A 16,630-nucleotide genomic window follows, 5' to 3' on the forward strand; every position below is an offset into this window, starting at 1 on the left:
GCTCTCGGTGCGGTTGGCTAAACGGCGGGCACAAAAAAAGGGTTCAGCTTTCGCTGAACCCTTTCTTGAATTTGGTGGCTACGCAGGGACTTGAACCCCGGACCCCAGCATTATGAATGCTATGCTCTAACCAACTGAGCTACGTAGCCAAGTGGCGCGCATTATTCGCGCCGCGCGGTCGTGTGTCAACCCTCCGGGTGCGCTTTTTCTACCTGCTTTTTCAAAAGCTTATGCCGCCGGTCCGGCCGCTGCCGGTGCGCTGTCGCTCAATCCCATTTTGGCGCGAAGCCGGGGTTGGCTAGGCGCTCGTTGCGGTCCAGCGTGGCGATCTGTTGCATCTCCTCGTCGGTCAGTCGCAGCTGTTGCGCCTCGAGGTTGGCGGCGAGGTTTTCGCGCTTGGTGGAGGAGGGGATCACGGCGAAGCCCTGTTGCAGCAGCCAGGCCAGGGCGACCTGTGCGGGGCTGGCGTTGTGGGCTTCAGCGATGCGTTGCAGCACCTCGTCTTGCATCACCTTGCCGTAGGCGAGCGGCATATAAGCGGTGATATGGATGCCGTGGCTGCGGGCAAAATCGATGACCTTGCGGTTCTGCAGGAAGGGATGCACCTCAACCTGATTGGTGGCGATGTTCTCGGCACCGATGGCGTCGATGGCCTGTTGCATATGGCTGATGGTGAAGTTGGAGATGCCGATGGCGCGGGTCAGGCCTCGCTGCTTGGCGTCCATCATCCGGGCCAGGTAGTCGGCGACCGCCAACTCGTCATTGGGCGAGGGCCAGTGCACCAGGGTGAGGTCCACTTGTTCCATGCGCAGTTTGCTCACGCTTTCCTCCAGGCTGAGGATAAGGCGGTCGGCGCCGAGGTTGCTGGTCCAAACCTTGGTGGTCACGAATAGCTCGTCGCGCGGGACGCCGCTCTCGGCGATGGCCTGGCCGACTTCCGCTTCGTTGTCGTAGATCTGCGCGGTGTCGATGTGGCGATAGCCGAGTTCGAGGCCCATCTTCACCGAGTCGATGACTTGCTGACCCTTGAGGCGAAAGGTGCCGAGGCCGAATGCGGGAATGGTCATTGAGGGTTCTCCTGTGAGGTTCAATGCGAGGCGGTAAGCACCGGCTCGTGCGTATCGGTGCCTGGGGTATGGGCTGGTGCTGCAGCGAATTTGCGATCCAGTTGGCCGCTCCAGTAGGTGAATGCCAGGGCAACCAGCACCACCAGCGAGCCGATCCAGGCGGTATGGATGAGACCCATGGAGGCGACAATATGTCCGCCGAGCCATGCGCCTCCGGCAATGCCAAGGTTGAAGGCGGCGATGTTCAGGCCCGAGGCGACGTCCACCGCTTTCGGCGTGTAGTGCTCGGCCTGGCGCACCACGTAAATCTGCAGGCCGGGCACGTTGCCGAAGGCCACGGCGCCCCAGAACAGTACGGTCGCCAGTGCCAGCCAGGGGTTGCCTGCGGTGAAGGTGAGGATGAAGAGCACAGCGGCGAGCAGCGTAAAAATCAACTTGAGCGCGCTGATCGGCCCGCGGCGGTCGGCCAGCTTGCCGCCCCAGATATTGCCCACCGCTACCGAGACGCCGTAAACCAGCAGAACCAGGCTAACCGCGCCTTCACCAAAGCCGCTGATCTCCTGCAGGATCGGCGCGAGAAAGGTGAATGCGATGAAGGTGCCGCCGTAGCCGACTGCGGTCATGGCGTAGACCAAGAGCAGGCGTGGCTGTTTCAGTACGGCCAGCTGCTGGACGATCGACGCGGGCTTGCTGTGCTGAATGCCGCGCGGCACGAAGATCAGGCTGCCGATAAAGGCGATCACGCCGAGCAGCGACACGGCCAGAAAGGTCTCCCGCCAGCCGAACTGCTGACCGATGAAGGTGCCGAGTGGTACGCCGGTCACCAGCGCGACGGTAAGCCCAGTGAACATGATGGCAATGGCGCTCGCGGCTTTTTCTTTCGAGACCAGGCTGGTGGCGATGGTCGAGCCGATGGAGAAGAACACGCCGTGGGCGAGACCGGTGACGATGCGTGCCAGGATCAACGATTCGTAGCCCGGCGCTTGCCAGGCCAGCAGGTTGCCGGCGGTGAACAGCACCATCAACGACAGCAGCAACAGCTTGCGCGGGACCTTGCCGGTCAGGGCCGTGAGCAGCGGTGCGCCGACCGCGACGCCCAAGGCGTAAAGACTGACCAACAGCCCGGCTGAGGGCAGACTGACGCCGAGGTCTCCGGCGATGGTGGGGATGAGGCCGACGATGACGAACTCCGTCGTGCCGATGGCGAATGCGCTGAGGGTCAGCGCGAGCAGAGCGATGGGCATGGGATGAAACTCCGGTTGGATTGCATGGCGCGCAGTGTCTACCGCAGACTCATGCGGAAAAACCGGGTTTCAGGCCAAACATAATTGACTGCGAGTCACAGATGAAAACCACGCTCGACGAATTGCAGGCGTTCACGGCCGTCATCGATACCGGCTCCATCTCCAGCGCGGCCGTGCAGTTGGGGCAGACCGCCTCAGGAGTCAGCCGTGCGCTGAGCCGGCTGGAAGCCAAGCTCGCCACCACACTGCTGCGCCGCACGACACGGCGCCTGGAGCTGACGGAGGAGGGCGCGGCTTTTCTGGTTCAGGCCAGGCGGATTCTTGAGGCCGTAGAGGAAGCCGAGGAGCAGATGTCGCGCCGCTTGCAGCGGCCGGCCGGAAGGTTGCGGGTCAACGCCTCCGCACCCTTCATGCTGCATGTGCTGGTGCCGCTGATAGGTGGGTTCCGCGAGCGCTATCCGGATATCGAGCTGGAACTGAACAGCAGCGACCAGATCATCGATCTGCTCGAGCACCGCACCGACCTGGCGCTGCGCCATGGTCCACTGCGCGATTCCACCCTCCACGCCCGGCCGCTGGGTCGCAGCCGGATTCGTGCCGTGGCCAGCCCGGATTACCTGACACGGCGCGGTATGCCGCAGCAGGTAGAGGACCTGGCGACACATAGCCTGATCGGTTTTACCCAGCCGGAGAGCCTCAATCATTGGCCGTTGCGTCATCCGCTCGGCGAGACCTGGCCCATCGTGCCGAGCCTGTGGGCATCGAGTGGCGAGACCGTTCGGCATCTGGCGCTGGCCGGCCAAGGCATCGCCTGTTTGTCTGACTTGATGACTGAGCGGGACCGCGCCGAGGGCACGCTGGTCGAAGTGCTGGCCGAGGCAAACACCCGGGTGATTCAGCCGATTCACGCGGTGTACTACCGCAATACCGCGCTCGCCGCACGCATCACCTGTTTCCTCGACTACCTGAGCGAGTGCCTGGGCGAGCAGGAATGGACACGCTAGGTGGTCACGCTAGAGACGGGCGGGCCGAACCATGCAAGCCCGGGCCTGCCTAACGCAGCAGGCACACCTGCGAGGAAACCATCATGCTCAGCATTACCCTTCCAAGCGATCCGCCGCTGTATCCGTGGTTGGCGGACGAATCGCCGCTGAACGACCTGGACGACGCCGAAAGTGACACCGAGCTGGACGACGGCGACACACTGCCCGACGAGGTGCTCGAACAACTGGAAAAAGAGCCGCCGCCGCCGGATCCGATGCCTGACCCTGGCGTGATGTAGCGGTCCGGTTGGGCTTATCGGCGTGTTCGGCAATGCTGAGTCATTGCGAGAGCGCACCGATGAGCGAGTTTTCCCGATAGGCATGTCAGGTGCAGCTATAAGGCTGAGTGTGCGGCCTTGAATGGCGATTTGCGCGCCTGCCGCTTCAGATGGGGCAGGGGCGCAGGCTGGCATCACACCGCGACACTCGCTGTGCCAGGCGCCGAATCGACTCGCCCCACGATCATCGAGGCTGCACCACGCGGCGGCTCGTAATCGTGTTCGGGCGACGATTTTCACCAAGGCCGCCGGCCCGCGCGATTTCCATCCGCTCCCCTATGCAGCCGCACCTTTTCTAGTGCAGGACGCCGGTGTAGTTCCCTTGGGCTGAGCGTGTCACCACTTCTTTTTCGATTTCCCTGCGCAGCTTGCTAGCTGGGTGCGTAACAATGGTTTCTTTTGCTCGCGAGACGTAACGCATGAACAGACGGTTGTTGGTTGTCGTGCTGCTGATTGGCTTGCACGTGTTTGTCGGCGTCACGCTGATCCAGGATCTCTCGCTCGGATTGGTCGGAAGCGTCCTGGCGTGGAGCTATCTCGCGCTCTCGGCCGTGCTGATGCGCTACGGCGTGCTGGTGCGTGGGTCAGGCAGCACCTTGCTCGCCTGGTCCGGCTTGTTGGCCATGGGGATCTTTTCCAGTCTGGCGGTCTTTTCGCTGCTGCGTGCGTTTGCGCTGGCGCTGGCATCATTGCTCGGCTGGGAGTCGGCTGGTCTTGCACAGAGCTCTGCACCGGCCGTTATCGCTGTGGTCGTCGCGGTAACGCTGTTCGGCTTGCTCAACGCGCGGCGAACGGCGCGCGTGGTGGAGCGTGACATTGCATTACGGAATCTGCCTGCAGCGCTGGCGGGATTCAGCATCGTGCAGCTCAGCGATATCCATGTCGGGCCAACGATCAAGCAGGGCTATATCGATGCGATCGTGCAACGGGTCAACGGCCTGTCGCCTGATCTGATCGTCATCACTGGAGACCTGGTGGACGGCACCGTCGCCGATCTGGCCGATGACATCGCCCCGCTGGCACAGCTAAGCGCCCGTCACGGTGTCTACGTGGTGACCGGCAATCATGAGTATTACTCCGGTGCGGACAGCTGGATCGCCGAATTCGAACGGCTGGGGATGACGGTGCTGCTCAATCGTCACGTTCAGCTCGAGCACGGTGATGGCAGGCTGGTTCTGGCCGGCATCGCCGACTACTCGGCCGAACTGTTCCGGCCCACTCATCGAAGCGATCCGGTCGCCGCGTTTGCCGGCGCGCCTGATGACGTACCGCGCATCCTGTTGGCGCACCAGCCGCGTTCGGCCAAGGCGGCAGTAGAGGCGGGCTGCGATCTGCAATTGTCCGGGCATACGCACGGCGGCCAGTTCTGGCCCTGGATGCACTTCGTGCGCTGGCAGCAGCCGTGGGTGGCGGGGCTGCAGCGCGTCGGCGAGATGCAGATCTACATCAGCCGTGGCACCGGCTATTGGGGCCCGCCGCTGCGCTTCGGCGCGCCGTCGGAAATTACGCGGCTTCGCCTGGTCAGTGCGTAGCGTCTAGCAGCAAGCCGCGACATCAGCTCGCCAGCAGCTCTCGACGCAGCAGCACGTAGTCCTGACCTTCCTGCTGCCCGCGGCGCAACGGGTTGCGTGTGCAGTGCGCGGCGAAACCCGCGTCGACGAAACGGTAGGGCAGGTGCTCGTCGCGGCCGGTGGGGATGCCGAGACGCTTGGTCTGGACGATGTCCGGGCGGGCGCCGATGTCGTCCACGCGCAGGCGGGTCGGGTCCATGCGTTGGGCGTTCCACTCCGTTACCGTCAGGCCCAGCGCCTTGCACAGCAGTGTCTGGCCGGAGCAGAGGCGGGTGAGGGGGCGTGGGCCGCCAGCGGCAGCCGGGCTGTTGGTGCGCATGCGCTCGATGGACTCTTCGCAGGAGAGCGAGTCGATCCAGGGGTAGCCGGCCTTGATGCAGACCGCGTTGCCTTCGCCCTGCACGCTGAAATTCAGCGAGTCCCCACCGCGTGAGTAGTAGAGATAAAGATGGCCGGCCGGCATGAACATCGCGCGTCGCGACGGGCTGTAACCCAGTGATGAATGACTGGCCTTTTCATCGACGTAATAGGCCTCGGTCTCGATGATCCGCGCCGACAGCCAAAGCCCATCGACGCAGTGTCGAATCACGGTACCCAGCAGGTCCTGAGCGACGATCTGCGCGTCCCGGTTGAAAAAAGCGTCGTCGAGATGCTGTGTCGGGATTTCGGTGAGGCTGTTCATCGCTGCTCCGGCTTCGGCAAGTCTGCCTGTTCCGACCGCATAAGCGGGGCGAATATTCCGCAGGAAATGGATAGATCACGTGCCGGTCGTCAGACGAACGCAGTGAGTCAGGACGGTTCGGCTTCACTTCCAATGATTCCCCGCCGGAATGCAAGAAGCCCCGCGGATAGGCGGGGCTTCTTGAGCTGTTTCATTCAGCGGGCGCTAATACAGGCAGGGCGCTCAGACGTTGAAGCGGAAGTGCATCACGTCGCCATCCTTGATGACGTACTCCTTGCCTTCCAGACGCCATTTGCCGGCTTCCTTGGCGCCGGCTTCGCCCTTGTACTGGATGAAGTCGTTATAGGCGACCACCTCGGCACGGATGAAGCCTTTCTCGAAGTCCGTGTGGATCACGCCGGCGCCTTGGGGGGCGGTGGCGCCGACCTTGACGGTCCAGGCGCGAACTTCCTTCACGCCAGCGGTGAAGTAGGTCTGCAGGTTGAGCAGCTCGTAACCGGCGCGAATCACGCGGTTCAGGCCGGGCTCCTCGAGGCCGAGGGATTCGAGGAACATGTCCTTCTCCTCGCCATCGTCCAGCTCGGCGATTTCCGCTTCGATCTTGTTGCACACGGGTACCACAACGGCACCTTCTTCGGCCGCGATGGCCTTGACCACGTCCAGGTGCGGGTTGTTTTCGAAACCGTCTTCGGCAACGTTGGCGATGTACATCACCGGTTTGCTGGTCAGCAGGTGGAAGCCCTTGGCCAGCTGCATCTCGTCATCGCCCAGCTTTTTCAGCAGGGTGCGGGCCGGCTTGCCTTCGGTGAAATGCGGGATCAGCTTTTCCAGCAGCGCCTTCTGCGCGACGGCTTCCTTGTCACCGCCCTTGGCGTTGCGCGTGACGCGCTGCAACTGCTTCTCGCAGCTGTCGAGGTCGGCGAAGATCAGCTCGAGCTCGATGATCTCAATGTCGCGCTTGGGATCGACCGAGTTGGAGACGTGGATGACGTTCTCGTCTTCGAAGCAACGCACGACGTGAGCGATGGCATCGGTTTCGCGGATGTTGGCGAGAAACTTGTTGCCCAGGCCTTCGCCCTTCGAGGCGCCTTCGACCAAACCGGCAATATCGACGAATTCCATGGTGGTCGGCAGGATTCGCTCCGGCTTGACGATCTCAGCCAGAGCCTGCAGGCGCGGATCGGGCATCGGCACGATGCCGCTGTTCGGCTCGATGGTGCAGAAGGGGAAGTTTTCCGCAGCGATACCGGATTTGGTCAGCGCGTTGAACAGGGTGGACTTGCCGACGTTGGGCAAACCGACGATGCCGCAATTGAATCCCATGTGTCTTGCCTCGGTATAGGCTGGCAGCGATTACGCTACCGGCGGTGCCAAACTGCGTTAAACGGCTTCGTGATGCGCTGTGTGCAAGCCTTCCGCTCAGCCGTTGCCTTGTCTTGCGTTTCTGCGTCGAGCTCGATCAGGCCTTCTGGCTGTGCAGACGCTGCATCGCACGCGTCCAGTCACCGGCAAGAATGTCGGGCAGCACCTCGAGCGTGAAGTCGATGCTGGCGTCCAGCTTCTCGCGTTCGGCCTGGGGGGGGCGGCCCAATACATAGCCGGTCACCAGGCTGCTATGGCCTGGATGGCCAATGCCCAGACGCAGGCGGTAGAAATTGTTCTGATTGCCGAGCTTGGCGATGATGTCGCGAAGCCCGTTATGCCCGCCATGGCCGCCGCCCTGTTTGAGCTTGGCGATGCCGGGGGGCATGTCGAGTTCATCGTGGGCGACCAGGATGGACTCAGGAGGAATACGGAAAAATCCGGCCAGTGCCGCCACCGCTTGACCGCTACGGTTCATGAAGGTGGTGGGGATCAACAGGCGGACGTCCTCGTCCTGATGGCGAAACTTGCCGACCAGGCCGAAATACTTGCGGTCTACGCTGAGATTGGCGCCCTTGTGGGCAGCCAGACGCTCAACGAAAAGGGCCCCTGCGTTATGCCGGGTCTGGTCGTATTCAGGGCCTGGATTACCCAGGCCGACGATCAGTTTTACGGCAGTCACGACAGAGGCCCTTCCTCAGGTGATGACGAGTGGATTACTCGGCAGCGCCTTCTTCTTTCGGAGTGTCTTCCTTGCTCACGCGAGGCGCATGAACGTTGGCAACCGGCAGGTCACTGCCGTGGGCCAGCGAGACCAGCTGAACGCCTTTCGGCAGGGTCAGGTCGGTCATGTGCAGCACCTGGCCGACTTCAACCTTGGCCATGTCGACCTCGATGAACTCCGGCAGATCCTGCGGCAGGCAAGAGACTTCCACTTCGTTAATGTTGTGCAGAATTTCGCCACCCTGCTGCTTAACGCCAACCGAGGTTTCCTGGTTGATGAAGTGCAGCGGAACGGTAGCGGTCAGCTTGTGACCTTCGACGACGCGGACGAAGTCAGCGTGCAGGACGAAGCTCTTGGCCGGATGACGCTGCAGCGCCTTGATCAGAACGGATTCGTTCTGGCCATCGACGTTCAGGGTCAGCACGTGGCTGAAGGAGGCTTCGTTTTCCAGCATCTTGGCCAGGTCTTTGGCCAGCAAGCTGATGGACTGCGGGGCCTTGTCGCCACCGTAGATTACGGCCGGGACGAGGCTGGCGTTACGACGCAGGCGGCGGCTCGCACCTTTCCCCAGGTCGGAACGCACTTGGGCATTCAGGGTGAAATCAGTCATTGTGTTTCTCCAGGATAACAACGCACCCGAAACGCTCGCGACCAGCGCTACCGGGCGGTTGGGCAAAAAGCCCCGCACGAGGCGGGGCACATTTTCGTTCTGCGCGAAGGGCTAAGCGTTTGGCTTAGCGGAACATCGCACTGATCGATTCAGCATTGCTGATGCGGCGAACCGCTTCAGCCACCATTGGCGCGATGTCCAATTGGCGAATACGGGTACAAGCTTGCGCGGCGGCCGACAGCGGAATGGTATTGGTCACCACCAGTTCGTCGAGAACCGAGCCTTCGATGTTCTCGATGGCGCGACCGGACAGAATCGGGTGAGTGCAATACGCGAAGACCTTGGCAGCGCCATGATCTTTCAAGGCTGTTGCAGCGTGGCACAGGGTGCCGGCGGTATCGACCATGTCATCGACGAGGATGCAGGTACGACCTTCGATATCACCGATGATGTGCATCACTTCAGACTGGTTGGCCTTAGGGCGACGCTTGTCGATGATCGCCAGGTCCACACCCAGCGACTTGGCGACGGCGCGAGCCCGCACCACACCGCCGATGTCGGGGGACACGATCATCAGGTTCTCGAAGCGCTGAGCCTGGATGTCATCGACCAGGACCGGCGAGCCGTAGATGTTATCCACGGGCATGTCGAAGAAGCCCTGGATCTGATCGGCGTGCAGGTCGACCGTGAGGACACGGTTGACGCCCACTACATCGAGCATGTCGGCCACGACCTTGGCGCTGATCGGCACACGTGCGGAACGCGGACGGCGATCCTGACGGGCGTAGCCAAAGTAGGGGATGACGGCGGTGATGCGGGTGGCGGAGGACCGGCGGAAGGCGTCTGCCATCACAACCAGTTCCATCAGGTTATCGTTGGTGGGGGCACAGGTCGGTTGAATCAGAAAGACGTCCTTACCGCGAACGTTTTCGTTGATTTCGACACTGATTTCGCCGTCGGAGAATTTCCCGACGTAGGCGTCACCGAGAGGGATATGCAGCTGACGTACAACACGCCGGGCCAGGTCGGGGTTGGCGTTCCCCGTGAAGACCATCATCTTGGACACGCGCAGTACCTGCCTGAGGGTGGATCCGATGAAACAAAAAGCTGTTCAAAAGGCCAGGCATTTTGAACAGCTCTCGTGATGTTTGGCAGGGGCGGCTGGATTCGAACCAACGCATGGCAGGATCAAAACCTGCTGCCTTACCGCTTGGCGACGCCCCTGTAGATTCAATGTGCTTGCTGCTGTACCAACCTCGAGAGGTTATGGCAGGGGCGGCTGGATTCGAACCAACGCATGGCAGGATCAAAACCTGCTGCCTTACCGCTTGGCGACGCCCCTGTAACGTACAACCTGATGCTAGTCACTCACTTCCTGCGCCAGTTGCGCGAGCCTTCGGTGCAGCATCGAAATGTTGCGGCCTTGAGCTACGAAAGCTGGTAAATCGGCTGGAAGTTGGCGGCAAACTTTATCAGCCTCACCTTTGTTTGGGAAGCTCCCAAACACACAAGCTCCAGTGCCGGTCATTCTTGCTGAAACAAAATTGTTCAACAAGCTCAAAGCGTTACGAACTTCCGGATAACGCTTCTCGACCACCGGCTGACAGTCGTTATGACCGCCCCCTGCAAGAAGGCTGCGAACTGTAATGGCCGGGGTATTGCGTGTCAACTCTGGGTCGGAAAATATTTCCGCTGTACTTACAGAGACTTGCGGAGCGACAACGAGAAACCAGGGCTCGCTGAGTTCGACCGGTTGCAGGCGTTCGCCGACTCCTTCGGCAAAGGCGGCGCGGCCGCGGACGAACACGGGGACATCGGCGCCCAGTGACAGACCGATCTCGGCCAGCCGCTCTTCTCCCAGATGGGTCTGCCAGAGATGATCGAGCCCCAGCAGAGTAGTGGCTGCGTCGGAACTGCCGCCACCGATCCCGCCGCCCATGGGCAGGCGCTTGACCAGCTCGATATCGGCGCCCAGTGTGCAGCCACTATGGTGTTGCAGTAGGCGGGCGGCTCGCACGATCAGGTTGCTGTCGTGATCGACGCCGGGCAAATCGGTATGCAGCTGGATCTGGCCGTCGGCGCGCGGCGTGAAGCTGAGCTCGTCGCCATGGTCGAGGAACTGGAACAGCGTCTGCAGTTCGTGGTAGCCGTCGTCGCGGCGACCGAGGATATGCAGCATCAGATTGAGTTTCGCCGGGGCCGGCAAGGTCAAGCTGCGCATCAGCGACCGAGCCGGCGTGGTTGCCAGTCCTTGACCACCAGCGTGATCTGCAGGTCTCGGCCGGCCAGCTTGATGCGTGACGGCAGGGCGAAGCCGTTCTCGTCGCTGTAGTCGAGATATTGCACGTCCCAGCCGTCCTGTTGGAGATGGGCGAGGCGACCGTTGCCATCCAGTTCGACACGGCTGCGGCTGTCGGGGGCGGGCAGGCCGCGTATCCACCAGAGCAGATTCGAGACCGGCAGCTGCCAGCCGAGTTGGCTTTCCACCAGCGCTTCCGGCGACTCGGCCTCGAAGCGCCCCTGGCCCGCCACTTCCAACGCGACCGCATCGGGGCGGCCGGTCAGGCGCGTGGCGCCGCGCCCCAGCGGGCCGGACAGGCGAATGTCGAAATAGTCCTGGCGCTGCAGCCAGAACAGGGTGCCGCTGCCCGAATCCTGGGGGGCGCGAATGCCGATCTTGCCGTTGATTTGCCAGCCGTCGATCTCGCTGATCTGCGCCTTGTGGGTCTTCCAGTCCTGGGCGTTACCCGGGCCCTCGACGGTCTCCTGGGGGGCAAGACCGGCACAGCCGGCCAGCAGCACGGTGAGGGTAGGGGCCAGCAGGTTGCGCATCAGCTTCATGGGTCAGGGTTTCTCCGAGCCGGTCAGACGTTTGATGGTTTCGTGCAGGACCTCGCTGTCCGGTTGCTGCTTGAGCGCTTCGCCCCAGATGCGACGCGCTTCGCGCTGTTCACCGGCAGTCCAGAGGACCTCGCCGAGGTGAGCGGCAATCTCGTGGTCCGCGAAGCGCTGGTAAGCCTTGCGTAGCTGGGTTTCGGCCTCTTCTAGATTGCCCATCCGATAATTGACCCAGCCAAGGCTGTCGAGGATGGCGGCATCATCGGGGTTGATCTGATAGGCCTGCTGGATGAGCGCAAGGGCCTCATCGTAGCGGGTGGTACGGTCAGCCAGGGTGTAGCCCAGCGCATTGATGGCCATGGCGTTGTCGGGCTCGCGTTCGATGATGAACCTGAGATCCTGTTCCAGTTGCGCCAGGTCACCGCGCTTTTCGGCGATCATTGCGCGGGTATAAAGCAGGTTGAGGTCCTCGGGGAACTGCTCCAAAGCCTGCTCCGCCCGCTGCCAGGCCGCTTCGGTCTGTCCCTGGTTGGACAGGGCTTCGATCTCGATGAGATAAAGCTGAATCGCGTAATCGGGCTGCTCTTCGCGTGCGCTGGCCAGCAACTGTGAGGCGTCCTGGTTACGCCCAAGCGAGAACAGCAGCTCGGCCTGCATCAGCTTTGCGGGCAGGTATTCGTTGCCCGGGCCGACCTTGGCGAATGCGGCGAGCGCCTTTTCCTGCTGGCCTAGCTCGCGGTAGGCGCGGCCGAGGTTGAAATTCGCCGCATCGAGGTGGCTGCCGCGCTCGATGAGTTCTTCGAGGTAAACGATCGCTTCGCGCCACGCTTGCGCTTCAAGGCACACCAGTGCCATGGAGAAGCGCAGGTCGTCGTCGCCCGGATGCTGCTGGACCAGGGTGGCGAACTCACCCATGGCCTCGTCGAGGCGGTCCTGCTCGACCAGCAATCGGGCATAGGTCAGCCGCAGGCGTTTGTCTTCAGGGTGCTGGCGCAGGCTTTTTTCGAGTAGCGGCAGGGCTTCCTTGCTGCGTTCGAGAATCTGCAACAGCCGAGCCTGCAGCAGGATCGACGGGATCTCTTGCTCGCGCGCCGGTTGCTCCTCGAGCAGGGCGAGCGCTTCTTCTGGATGGCCGTCCTGTTGCAGCAGCACGGCCTTGCCGAATTTGAGCTGAGGGTTGTCGGGATGCTTGGCTAAAAGCTGATCGAAGCTCTTGAGCAGGCCGGTCCGCGTGTCCGGATCGGTTTCGGCGGCTGACAGGGCGAGAAAATCGAAGTGCGTGTCGCCTTGACCCTGGAGCACCTTTTCCATGAAGGCCAGCGATTCCTCGTAGCGTCCGGCGCGTGCCAGCTGCACGGCGGCGGCGCGCTGTGCATCGAGGTTCTCCGGTGCGTTGTTCGCCCAGATCAGTGCGGTATCGAGCGCCGCCTGGTCGGCACCGAGGTATTCGGCGATGCGGAAGCCGCGCTCGGCGACGCCGGCGTCCTGGGTCGCGTTGGCCTGCTGGACGTAATTGCCCAGGGCGATATCGAAGCGATTGCGTTGCCCGGCCAGTTCGGCCACCAGCAAAGCGTAAAGGGTGTCACTGCTGAACGAGCCATATTCACTGGGGCTGGCTTTCGCCGTCGCTGGCGTAGCCTCCTCGACGGGCGGGCCGCTGTCGGGAGCGCTCTGCATGAAGCTTTGGCAGCCACCGAGAAGCAGCACGGCGCTGAACACGAGGAGTTTTTTCATAGGGAATATAAGGCTGTCTGCGGTCGCGGCATGATGACACAAGCTATCAGGCAAGCCCATGGGGATGGCATTGCCATGCAAATGGATGACTCGAACAGGGTACAGACAATGACCGGCAACGGTTGTTCTGGAGCAGGCGAAGTAGGAGAATCGCGCGCTCCGTTTTTCGAATCAGCGACCCTGCATGGCTTTCATCGCGCTTGGCATTAATCACAAGACCGCATCGGTGGATGTGCGCGAGCGTGTTGCCTTCACGCCCGAGCAGATGGTCGAAGCGCTGCAGCAGTTGTGTCGCGTTACGCCGACCCGTGAGGCGGCGATTCTGTCGACATGCAACCGCAGCGAGCTGTACCTGGAGCAGGAGCAGGTCGAGGCCGAGGCGGTGTTGGCCTGGCTGGCCAACTACCACCGGCTGAACCTCGAGGATCTCAAGGCCTGCGCCTATGTGCATACCGATGACCAGGCGGTGCAGCACATGATGCGTGTGGCCTCGGGGCTGGATTCGATGGTACTGGGCGAGCCGCAGATCCTTGGGCAGATGAAGTCGGCCTACGCCGTGGCGCGTGAAGCCGGAAGCGTCGGTCCGCTGTTGGGACGGCTGTTCCAGGCGACGTTCAGCACGGCCAAGACCGTTCGCACCGATACGGCCATCGGCGAAAACCCGGTGTCGGTCGCCTTTGCCGCCGTCAGCCTGGCCAAGCAGATCTTCGCCAACCTGCATCGCAGTCAGGCCTTGCTGATAGGCGCCGGCGAAACCATCACGCTGGTTGCGCGTCATTTGCACGAGCAGGGCGTCAAGCGCATCGTGGTCGCCAACCGCACGCTCGAGCGCGCCAGCGCGCTGGCGGAGCAATTCGGTGCACACGCGATCCTGCTGGCCGACATCCCGCACGAACTCTACAGCAGCGACATCGTTATCAGCTCGACGGCCAGCCAGTTGCCGATCCTCGGCAAAGGGGCGGTCGAGCAGGCGCTGAAAAAGCGCAAGCACAAGCCGATGTTCATGGTCGACATCGCCGTGCCTCGCGACATCGAGGCGCAAGTCGGGGAATTGGACGACGTCTACCTCTATACGGTGGATGATCTGCACGAGGTGGTCGCGGAAAACCTCAAGAGCCGCCAGGGCGCGGCACAGGCGGCCGAAGAGCTGGTCGCTGCCGGCACCGAGGATTTCATGGCGCGCCTGCGCGAGCTGGCGGCCGTCGACGTGCTCAAGGCCTATCGGCAACATGCCGAGCGCATCCGCGACGAAGAAATGCTCAAGGCCCAGCGGCTACTGGCCAACGGCGGCTCGGCCGAGGACGCGCTGGCTCAGTTGGCGCGCGGATTGACCAACAAATTGCTACATGCACCCAGCGTTCAGCTGAAAAAACTCTCCGCCGAAGGGCGCGTGGAAGCCCTGGGCATCGTCCAGGAGCTGTTCGCCTTGGACAGTACGGACAAAACATGAAAGCGTCACTGCTCAACAAACTCGATATCCTGCAGGACCGCTTCGAAGAACTGACGGCGCTGCTCGGCGACGCTGAAGTGATCAGCGATCAGACCCGTTTTCGCGCCTACTCGCGTGAATACGCCGAGGTTGAGCCGGTCATCGCCACCTACCGCGAATTCCTCAAGATGCAATCCGATCTCGAGGGCGCGCAGGCATTGCTCAAGGACAATGACCCGGACGTTCGCGAGATGGCTGAGGAGGAGGTGGGCGAAACCCGCGCGAAGCTCGAAGAGATCGAAGCCCGGCTGCAACGCATGCTGCTGCCGAAAGATCCCAAGGACGGCCGCAACGTCTTCCTCGAAATCCGCGCCGGCACCGGTGGCGACGAGGCGGCGATTTTTTCCGGCGATCTGTTTCGCATGTATTCGCGCTATGCCGAGCGGCAGGGTTGGCGTGTCGAGATCCTGTCCGAAAGCCCGGGCGAGCACGGCGGCTATAAGGAAGTCATCTCGCGCGTCGAAGGCGACAATGTGTTCGCCAAGCTCAAGTTCGAGTCCGGCGCGCACCGCGTGCAGCGCGTGCCCGAAACCGAGTCCCAGGGACGTATCCATACCTCGGCCTGCACCGTCGCGGTCCTGCCGGAGCCGGACGAGCAGATCGCCATCGAGATCAATCCGGCCGATCTGCGCGTCGACACCTACCGCGCGTCTGGCGCCGGTGGTCAGCACATCAACAAGACCGATTCGGCGGTGCGCATTACCCACATGCCCAGTGGTATCGTCGTGGAGTGCCAGGAAGAGCGCTCGCAGCACAAGAACCGGGCCCGGGCCATGGCATGGCTCGCGGCCAAGCTGCAGGACGTGCAGGACAGCGCCGCGCACAAGGAAATCTCCGATACGCGCAAGCTGCTGGTCGGATCGGGCGATCGCTCCGAACGCATCCGTACCTATAACTTTCCGCAGGGACGGGTCACCGATCACCGCATCAACCTGACCCTTTACTCGCTCAATGAAGTAATAGGCGGCGCGGTCGAACAGGTGATCGAGCCATTGCTACAGGAATACCAGGCGGACCAGCTGGCGGCGCTGGGTGATTGACCACGGTCTGTCGCGGACGGCGCATGACGCCGCCCGCCCCGTGACGACACTGACTTAATCCCGGCATGCCGCCTCTGCCGTCCGGGCCCTACGGAAGCGCCACCATGGCCACCATCGAATCACTGCTTCGCACTGCCGTTCTGCCGGACTCGCCGTCCGCCAAGCTGGACGCTGAATGGCTGTTGGCGGCGGCGCTGGGCAAGCCTGCGAGCTATCTGCGTACCTGGCCCGAGCGAGAAGTGCCAGCCGACTGCGAGGCGCGTTTCGCCGCAAATCTGGCGCGTCGTCGTCGCGGTGAGCCGGTGGCCTATATTCTGGGCCGCCAGGGCTTCTGGAGCCTCGAGCTCGAGGTCGCTCCCCATACCTTGATTCCCCGGCCGGATACCGAGTTGCTGGTCGAAACCGCTTTGCAGCTATTGCCGTCGACCGCGGTCGAGGTATTGGACCTCGGCACCGGAACGGGTGCGATCGCCCTGGCGCTGGCGCATGAGCGGCCGACCTGGCGGGTGATCGGGGTCGATCGCATCGCCGAGGCGGTTGATCTGGCGCAGCGCAACGCCCAGCGGTTGCGCCTCGATAACGCTGTGTTTTGCGAGAGCCGGTGGTTTTCTGCACTGGCTGAGCAGCGTTTTGCACTCATCGTCAGCAATCCCCCTTATATCCGGGCGCGTGATCCGCACCTTCACGAGGGGGACGTGCGCTTCGAACCGAGCAGTGCCCTGGTGGCGGGTGATGACGGCCTTGACGATATTCGCCAGATCATCGCGAGCGCCCCGAACCATCTGCTCAGCGAGGGCTGGCTGCTGCTGGAACACGGCTACGATCAGGCGCCGGCAGTTCGCGAACTGCTCGCCGAGAGCGGCTTCGTCGACGTCCAGAGTCGCAGGGATTTCGGCGGCCACGAGCGTATCAGTCTGGGCTGTCGACCATGATTCATCATCGAGGAGA

The 16,630-nt window shown here is 62.4% G+C and carries 16 protein-coding genes and 3 tRNA genes; 6 read left to right on the top strand and 13 right to left on the bottom strand.

All coding sequences use genetic code 11. From position 1 onward, the window contains the following. Positions 1-72: 72 nt before the first annotated feature. The 3 genes from KCX70_RS05260 to KCX70_RS05270 form a co-directional block, all read right to left on the bottom strand. Positions 73-149 (bottom strand) — tRNA-Met (locus tag KCX70_RS05260). A 117-nt stretch (positions 150-266) separates the two neighbouring features. Continuing rightward, positions 267-1,067, bottom strand: a complete 801-nt coding sequence (gene dkgB, locus KCX70_RS05265; protein WP_212619508.1) for a 2,5-didehydrogluconate reductase DkgB — start codon at positions 1,065-1,067, stop codon at positions 267-269. A gap of 20 nt (positions 1,068-1,087) precedes the next feature. Continuing rightward, a complete protein-coding gene (locus KCX70_RS05270; protein WP_249121699.1) occupies positions 1,088-2,311 on the bottom strand; it encodes an MFS transporter in 1,224 nt (407 codons plus the stop codon). Positions 2,312-2,412: 101 nt separating this feature from the next. On the opposite strand from KCX70_RS05270, the gene KCX70_RS05275 reads away from it, so the two are divergent. The 3 genes from KCX70_RS05275 to KCX70_RS05285 all read left to right on the top strand — a co-directional run bounded on the left by KCX70_RS05275 (position 2,413) and on the right by KCX70_RS05285 (position 5,164). After that, positions 2,413-3,315, top strand: a complete 903-nt coding sequence (locus KCX70_RS05275; protein WP_212619509.1) for a LysR substrate-binding domain-containing protein — start codon at positions 2,413-2,415, stop codon at positions 3,313-3,315. Between the two features lie 83 nt (positions 3,316-3,398). Further along, positions 3,399-3,593 (top strand): hypothetical protein, encoded by a 195-nt coding sequence (locus tag KCX70_RS05280; protein ID WP_021208709.1) that lies wholly within the window; start codon positions 3,399-3,401, stop codon positions 3,591-3,593. A gap of 458 nt (positions 3,594-4,051) precedes the next feature. Next, entirely contained in the window at positions 4,052-5,164 is a 1,113-nt protein-coding gene (locus tag KCX70_RS05285) for a metallophosphoesterase (protein WP_212619510.1), read from the top strand. 22 nt (positions 5,165-5,186) lie between these two features. Here KCX70_RS05285 and KCX70_RS05290 read toward each other — a convergent pair whose 3' ends face one another. From KCX70_RS05290 to KCX70_RS05335, 10 genes are all read right to left on the bottom strand, one after another. After that, positions 5,187-5,885 carry a DNA-3-methyladenine glycosylase gene (locus KCX70_RS05290; protein ID WP_212619511.1) on the bottom strand — a complete coding sequence of 233 codons (699 nt, stop codon included), beginning with the start codon at positions 5,883-5,885 and terminating at the stop codon, positions 5,187-5,189. A 222-nt stretch (positions 5,886-6,107) separates the two neighbouring features. After that, positions 6,108-7,208, bottom strand: coding sequence for a redox-regulated ATPase YchF (gene ychF, locus KCX70_RS05295; protein ID WP_212619512.1), 1,101 nt, complete (start codon positions 7,206-7,208; stop codon positions 6,108-6,110). Positions 7,209-7,344: 136 nt separating this feature from the next. Further along, complete coding sequence (gene pth / locus KCX70_RS05300; RefSeq protein WP_212619513.1) at positions 7,345-7,929, bottom strand: aminoacyl-tRNA hydrolase; 585 nt, start codon at positions 7,927-7,929, stop codon at positions 7,345-7,347. 34 nt (positions 7,930-7,963) lie between these two features. Continuing rightward, on the bottom strand, positions 7,964-8,581 hold the full coding sequence (locus KCX70_RS05305; RefSeq protein WP_102853768.1) for a 50S ribosomal protein L25/general stress protein Ctc: 618 nt from the start codon (positions 8,579-8,581) through the stop codon (positions 7,964-7,966). Positions 8,582-8,705: 124 nt separating this feature from the next. Next, positions 8,706-9,647 (bottom strand): ribose-phosphate pyrophosphokinase, encoded by a 942-nt coding sequence (locus KCX70_RS05310; RefSeq protein ID WP_021208703.1) that lies wholly within the window; start codon positions 9,645-9,647, stop codon positions 8,706-8,708. Between the two features lie 83 nt (positions 9,648-9,730). After that, positions 9,731-9,805 (bottom strand) — tRNA-Gln (locus KCX70_RS05315). Positions 9,806-9,848: 43 nt separating this feature from the next. Next, positions 9,849-9,923, bottom strand: a tRNA-Gln gene (locus KCX70_RS05320). A gap of 18 nt (positions 9,924-9,941) precedes the next feature. Further along, entirely contained in the window at positions 9,942-10,802 is an 861-nt protein-coding gene (gene ispE, locus KCX70_RS05325) for a 4-(cytidine 5'-diphospho)-2-C-methyl-D-erythritol kinase (protein ID WP_212619514.1), read from the bottom strand. After that, a complete protein-coding gene (lolB, locus tag KCX70_RS05330) occupies positions 10,802-11,422 on the bottom strand; it encodes a lipoprotein insertase outer membrane protein LolB (RefSeq protein ID WP_021208101.1) in 621 nt (206 codons plus the stop codon). Before lolB ends, ispE begins: the two co-directional genes overlap by 1 nt. A 3-nt stretch (positions 11,423-11,425) precedes the next feature. Beyond that, a complete protein-coding gene (locus KCX70_RS05335) occupies positions 11,426-13,153 on the bottom strand; it encodes a tetratricopeptide repeat protein (protein WP_021208100.1) in 1,728 nt (575 codons plus the stop codon). 184 nt (positions 13,154-13,337) lie between these two features. Here KCX70_RS05335 and hemA point away from each other — a divergent pair, with 184 nt between their 5' ends. The 3 genes from hemA to prmC all read left to right on the top strand — a co-directional run bounded on the left by hemA (position 13,338) and on the right by prmC (position 16,614). Beyond that, a complete protein-coding gene (gene hemA / locus KCX70_RS05340) occupies positions 13,338-14,603 on the top strand; it encodes a glutamyl-tRNA reductase (protein WP_021208099.1) in 1,266 nt (421 codons plus the stop codon). Then, positions 14,600-15,682 carry a peptide chain release factor 1 gene (gene prfA / locus KCX70_RS05345; RefSeq protein WP_021208098.1) on the top strand — a complete coding sequence of 361 codons (1,083 nt, stop codon included), beginning with the start codon at positions 14,600-14,602 and terminating at the stop codon, positions 15,680-15,682. Before hemA ends, prfA begins: the two co-directional genes overlap by 4 nt. Before the next feature lie 104 nt (positions 15,683-15,786). Further along, on the top strand, positions 15,787-16,614 hold the full coding sequence (gene prmC / locus KCX70_RS05350) for a peptide chain release factor N(5)-glutamine methyltransferase (RefSeq protein ID WP_021208097.1): 828 nt from the start codon (positions 15,787-15,789) through the stop codon (positions 16,612-16,614). Positions 16,615-16,630 lie beyond the last annotated feature (16 nt).

The organism is Stutzerimonas stutzeri (assembly GCF_018138085.1).
Lineage (GTDB): Bacteria > Pseudomonadota > Gammaproteobacteria > Pseudomonadales > Pseudomonadaceae > Stutzerimonas > Stutzerimonas stutzeri_AI.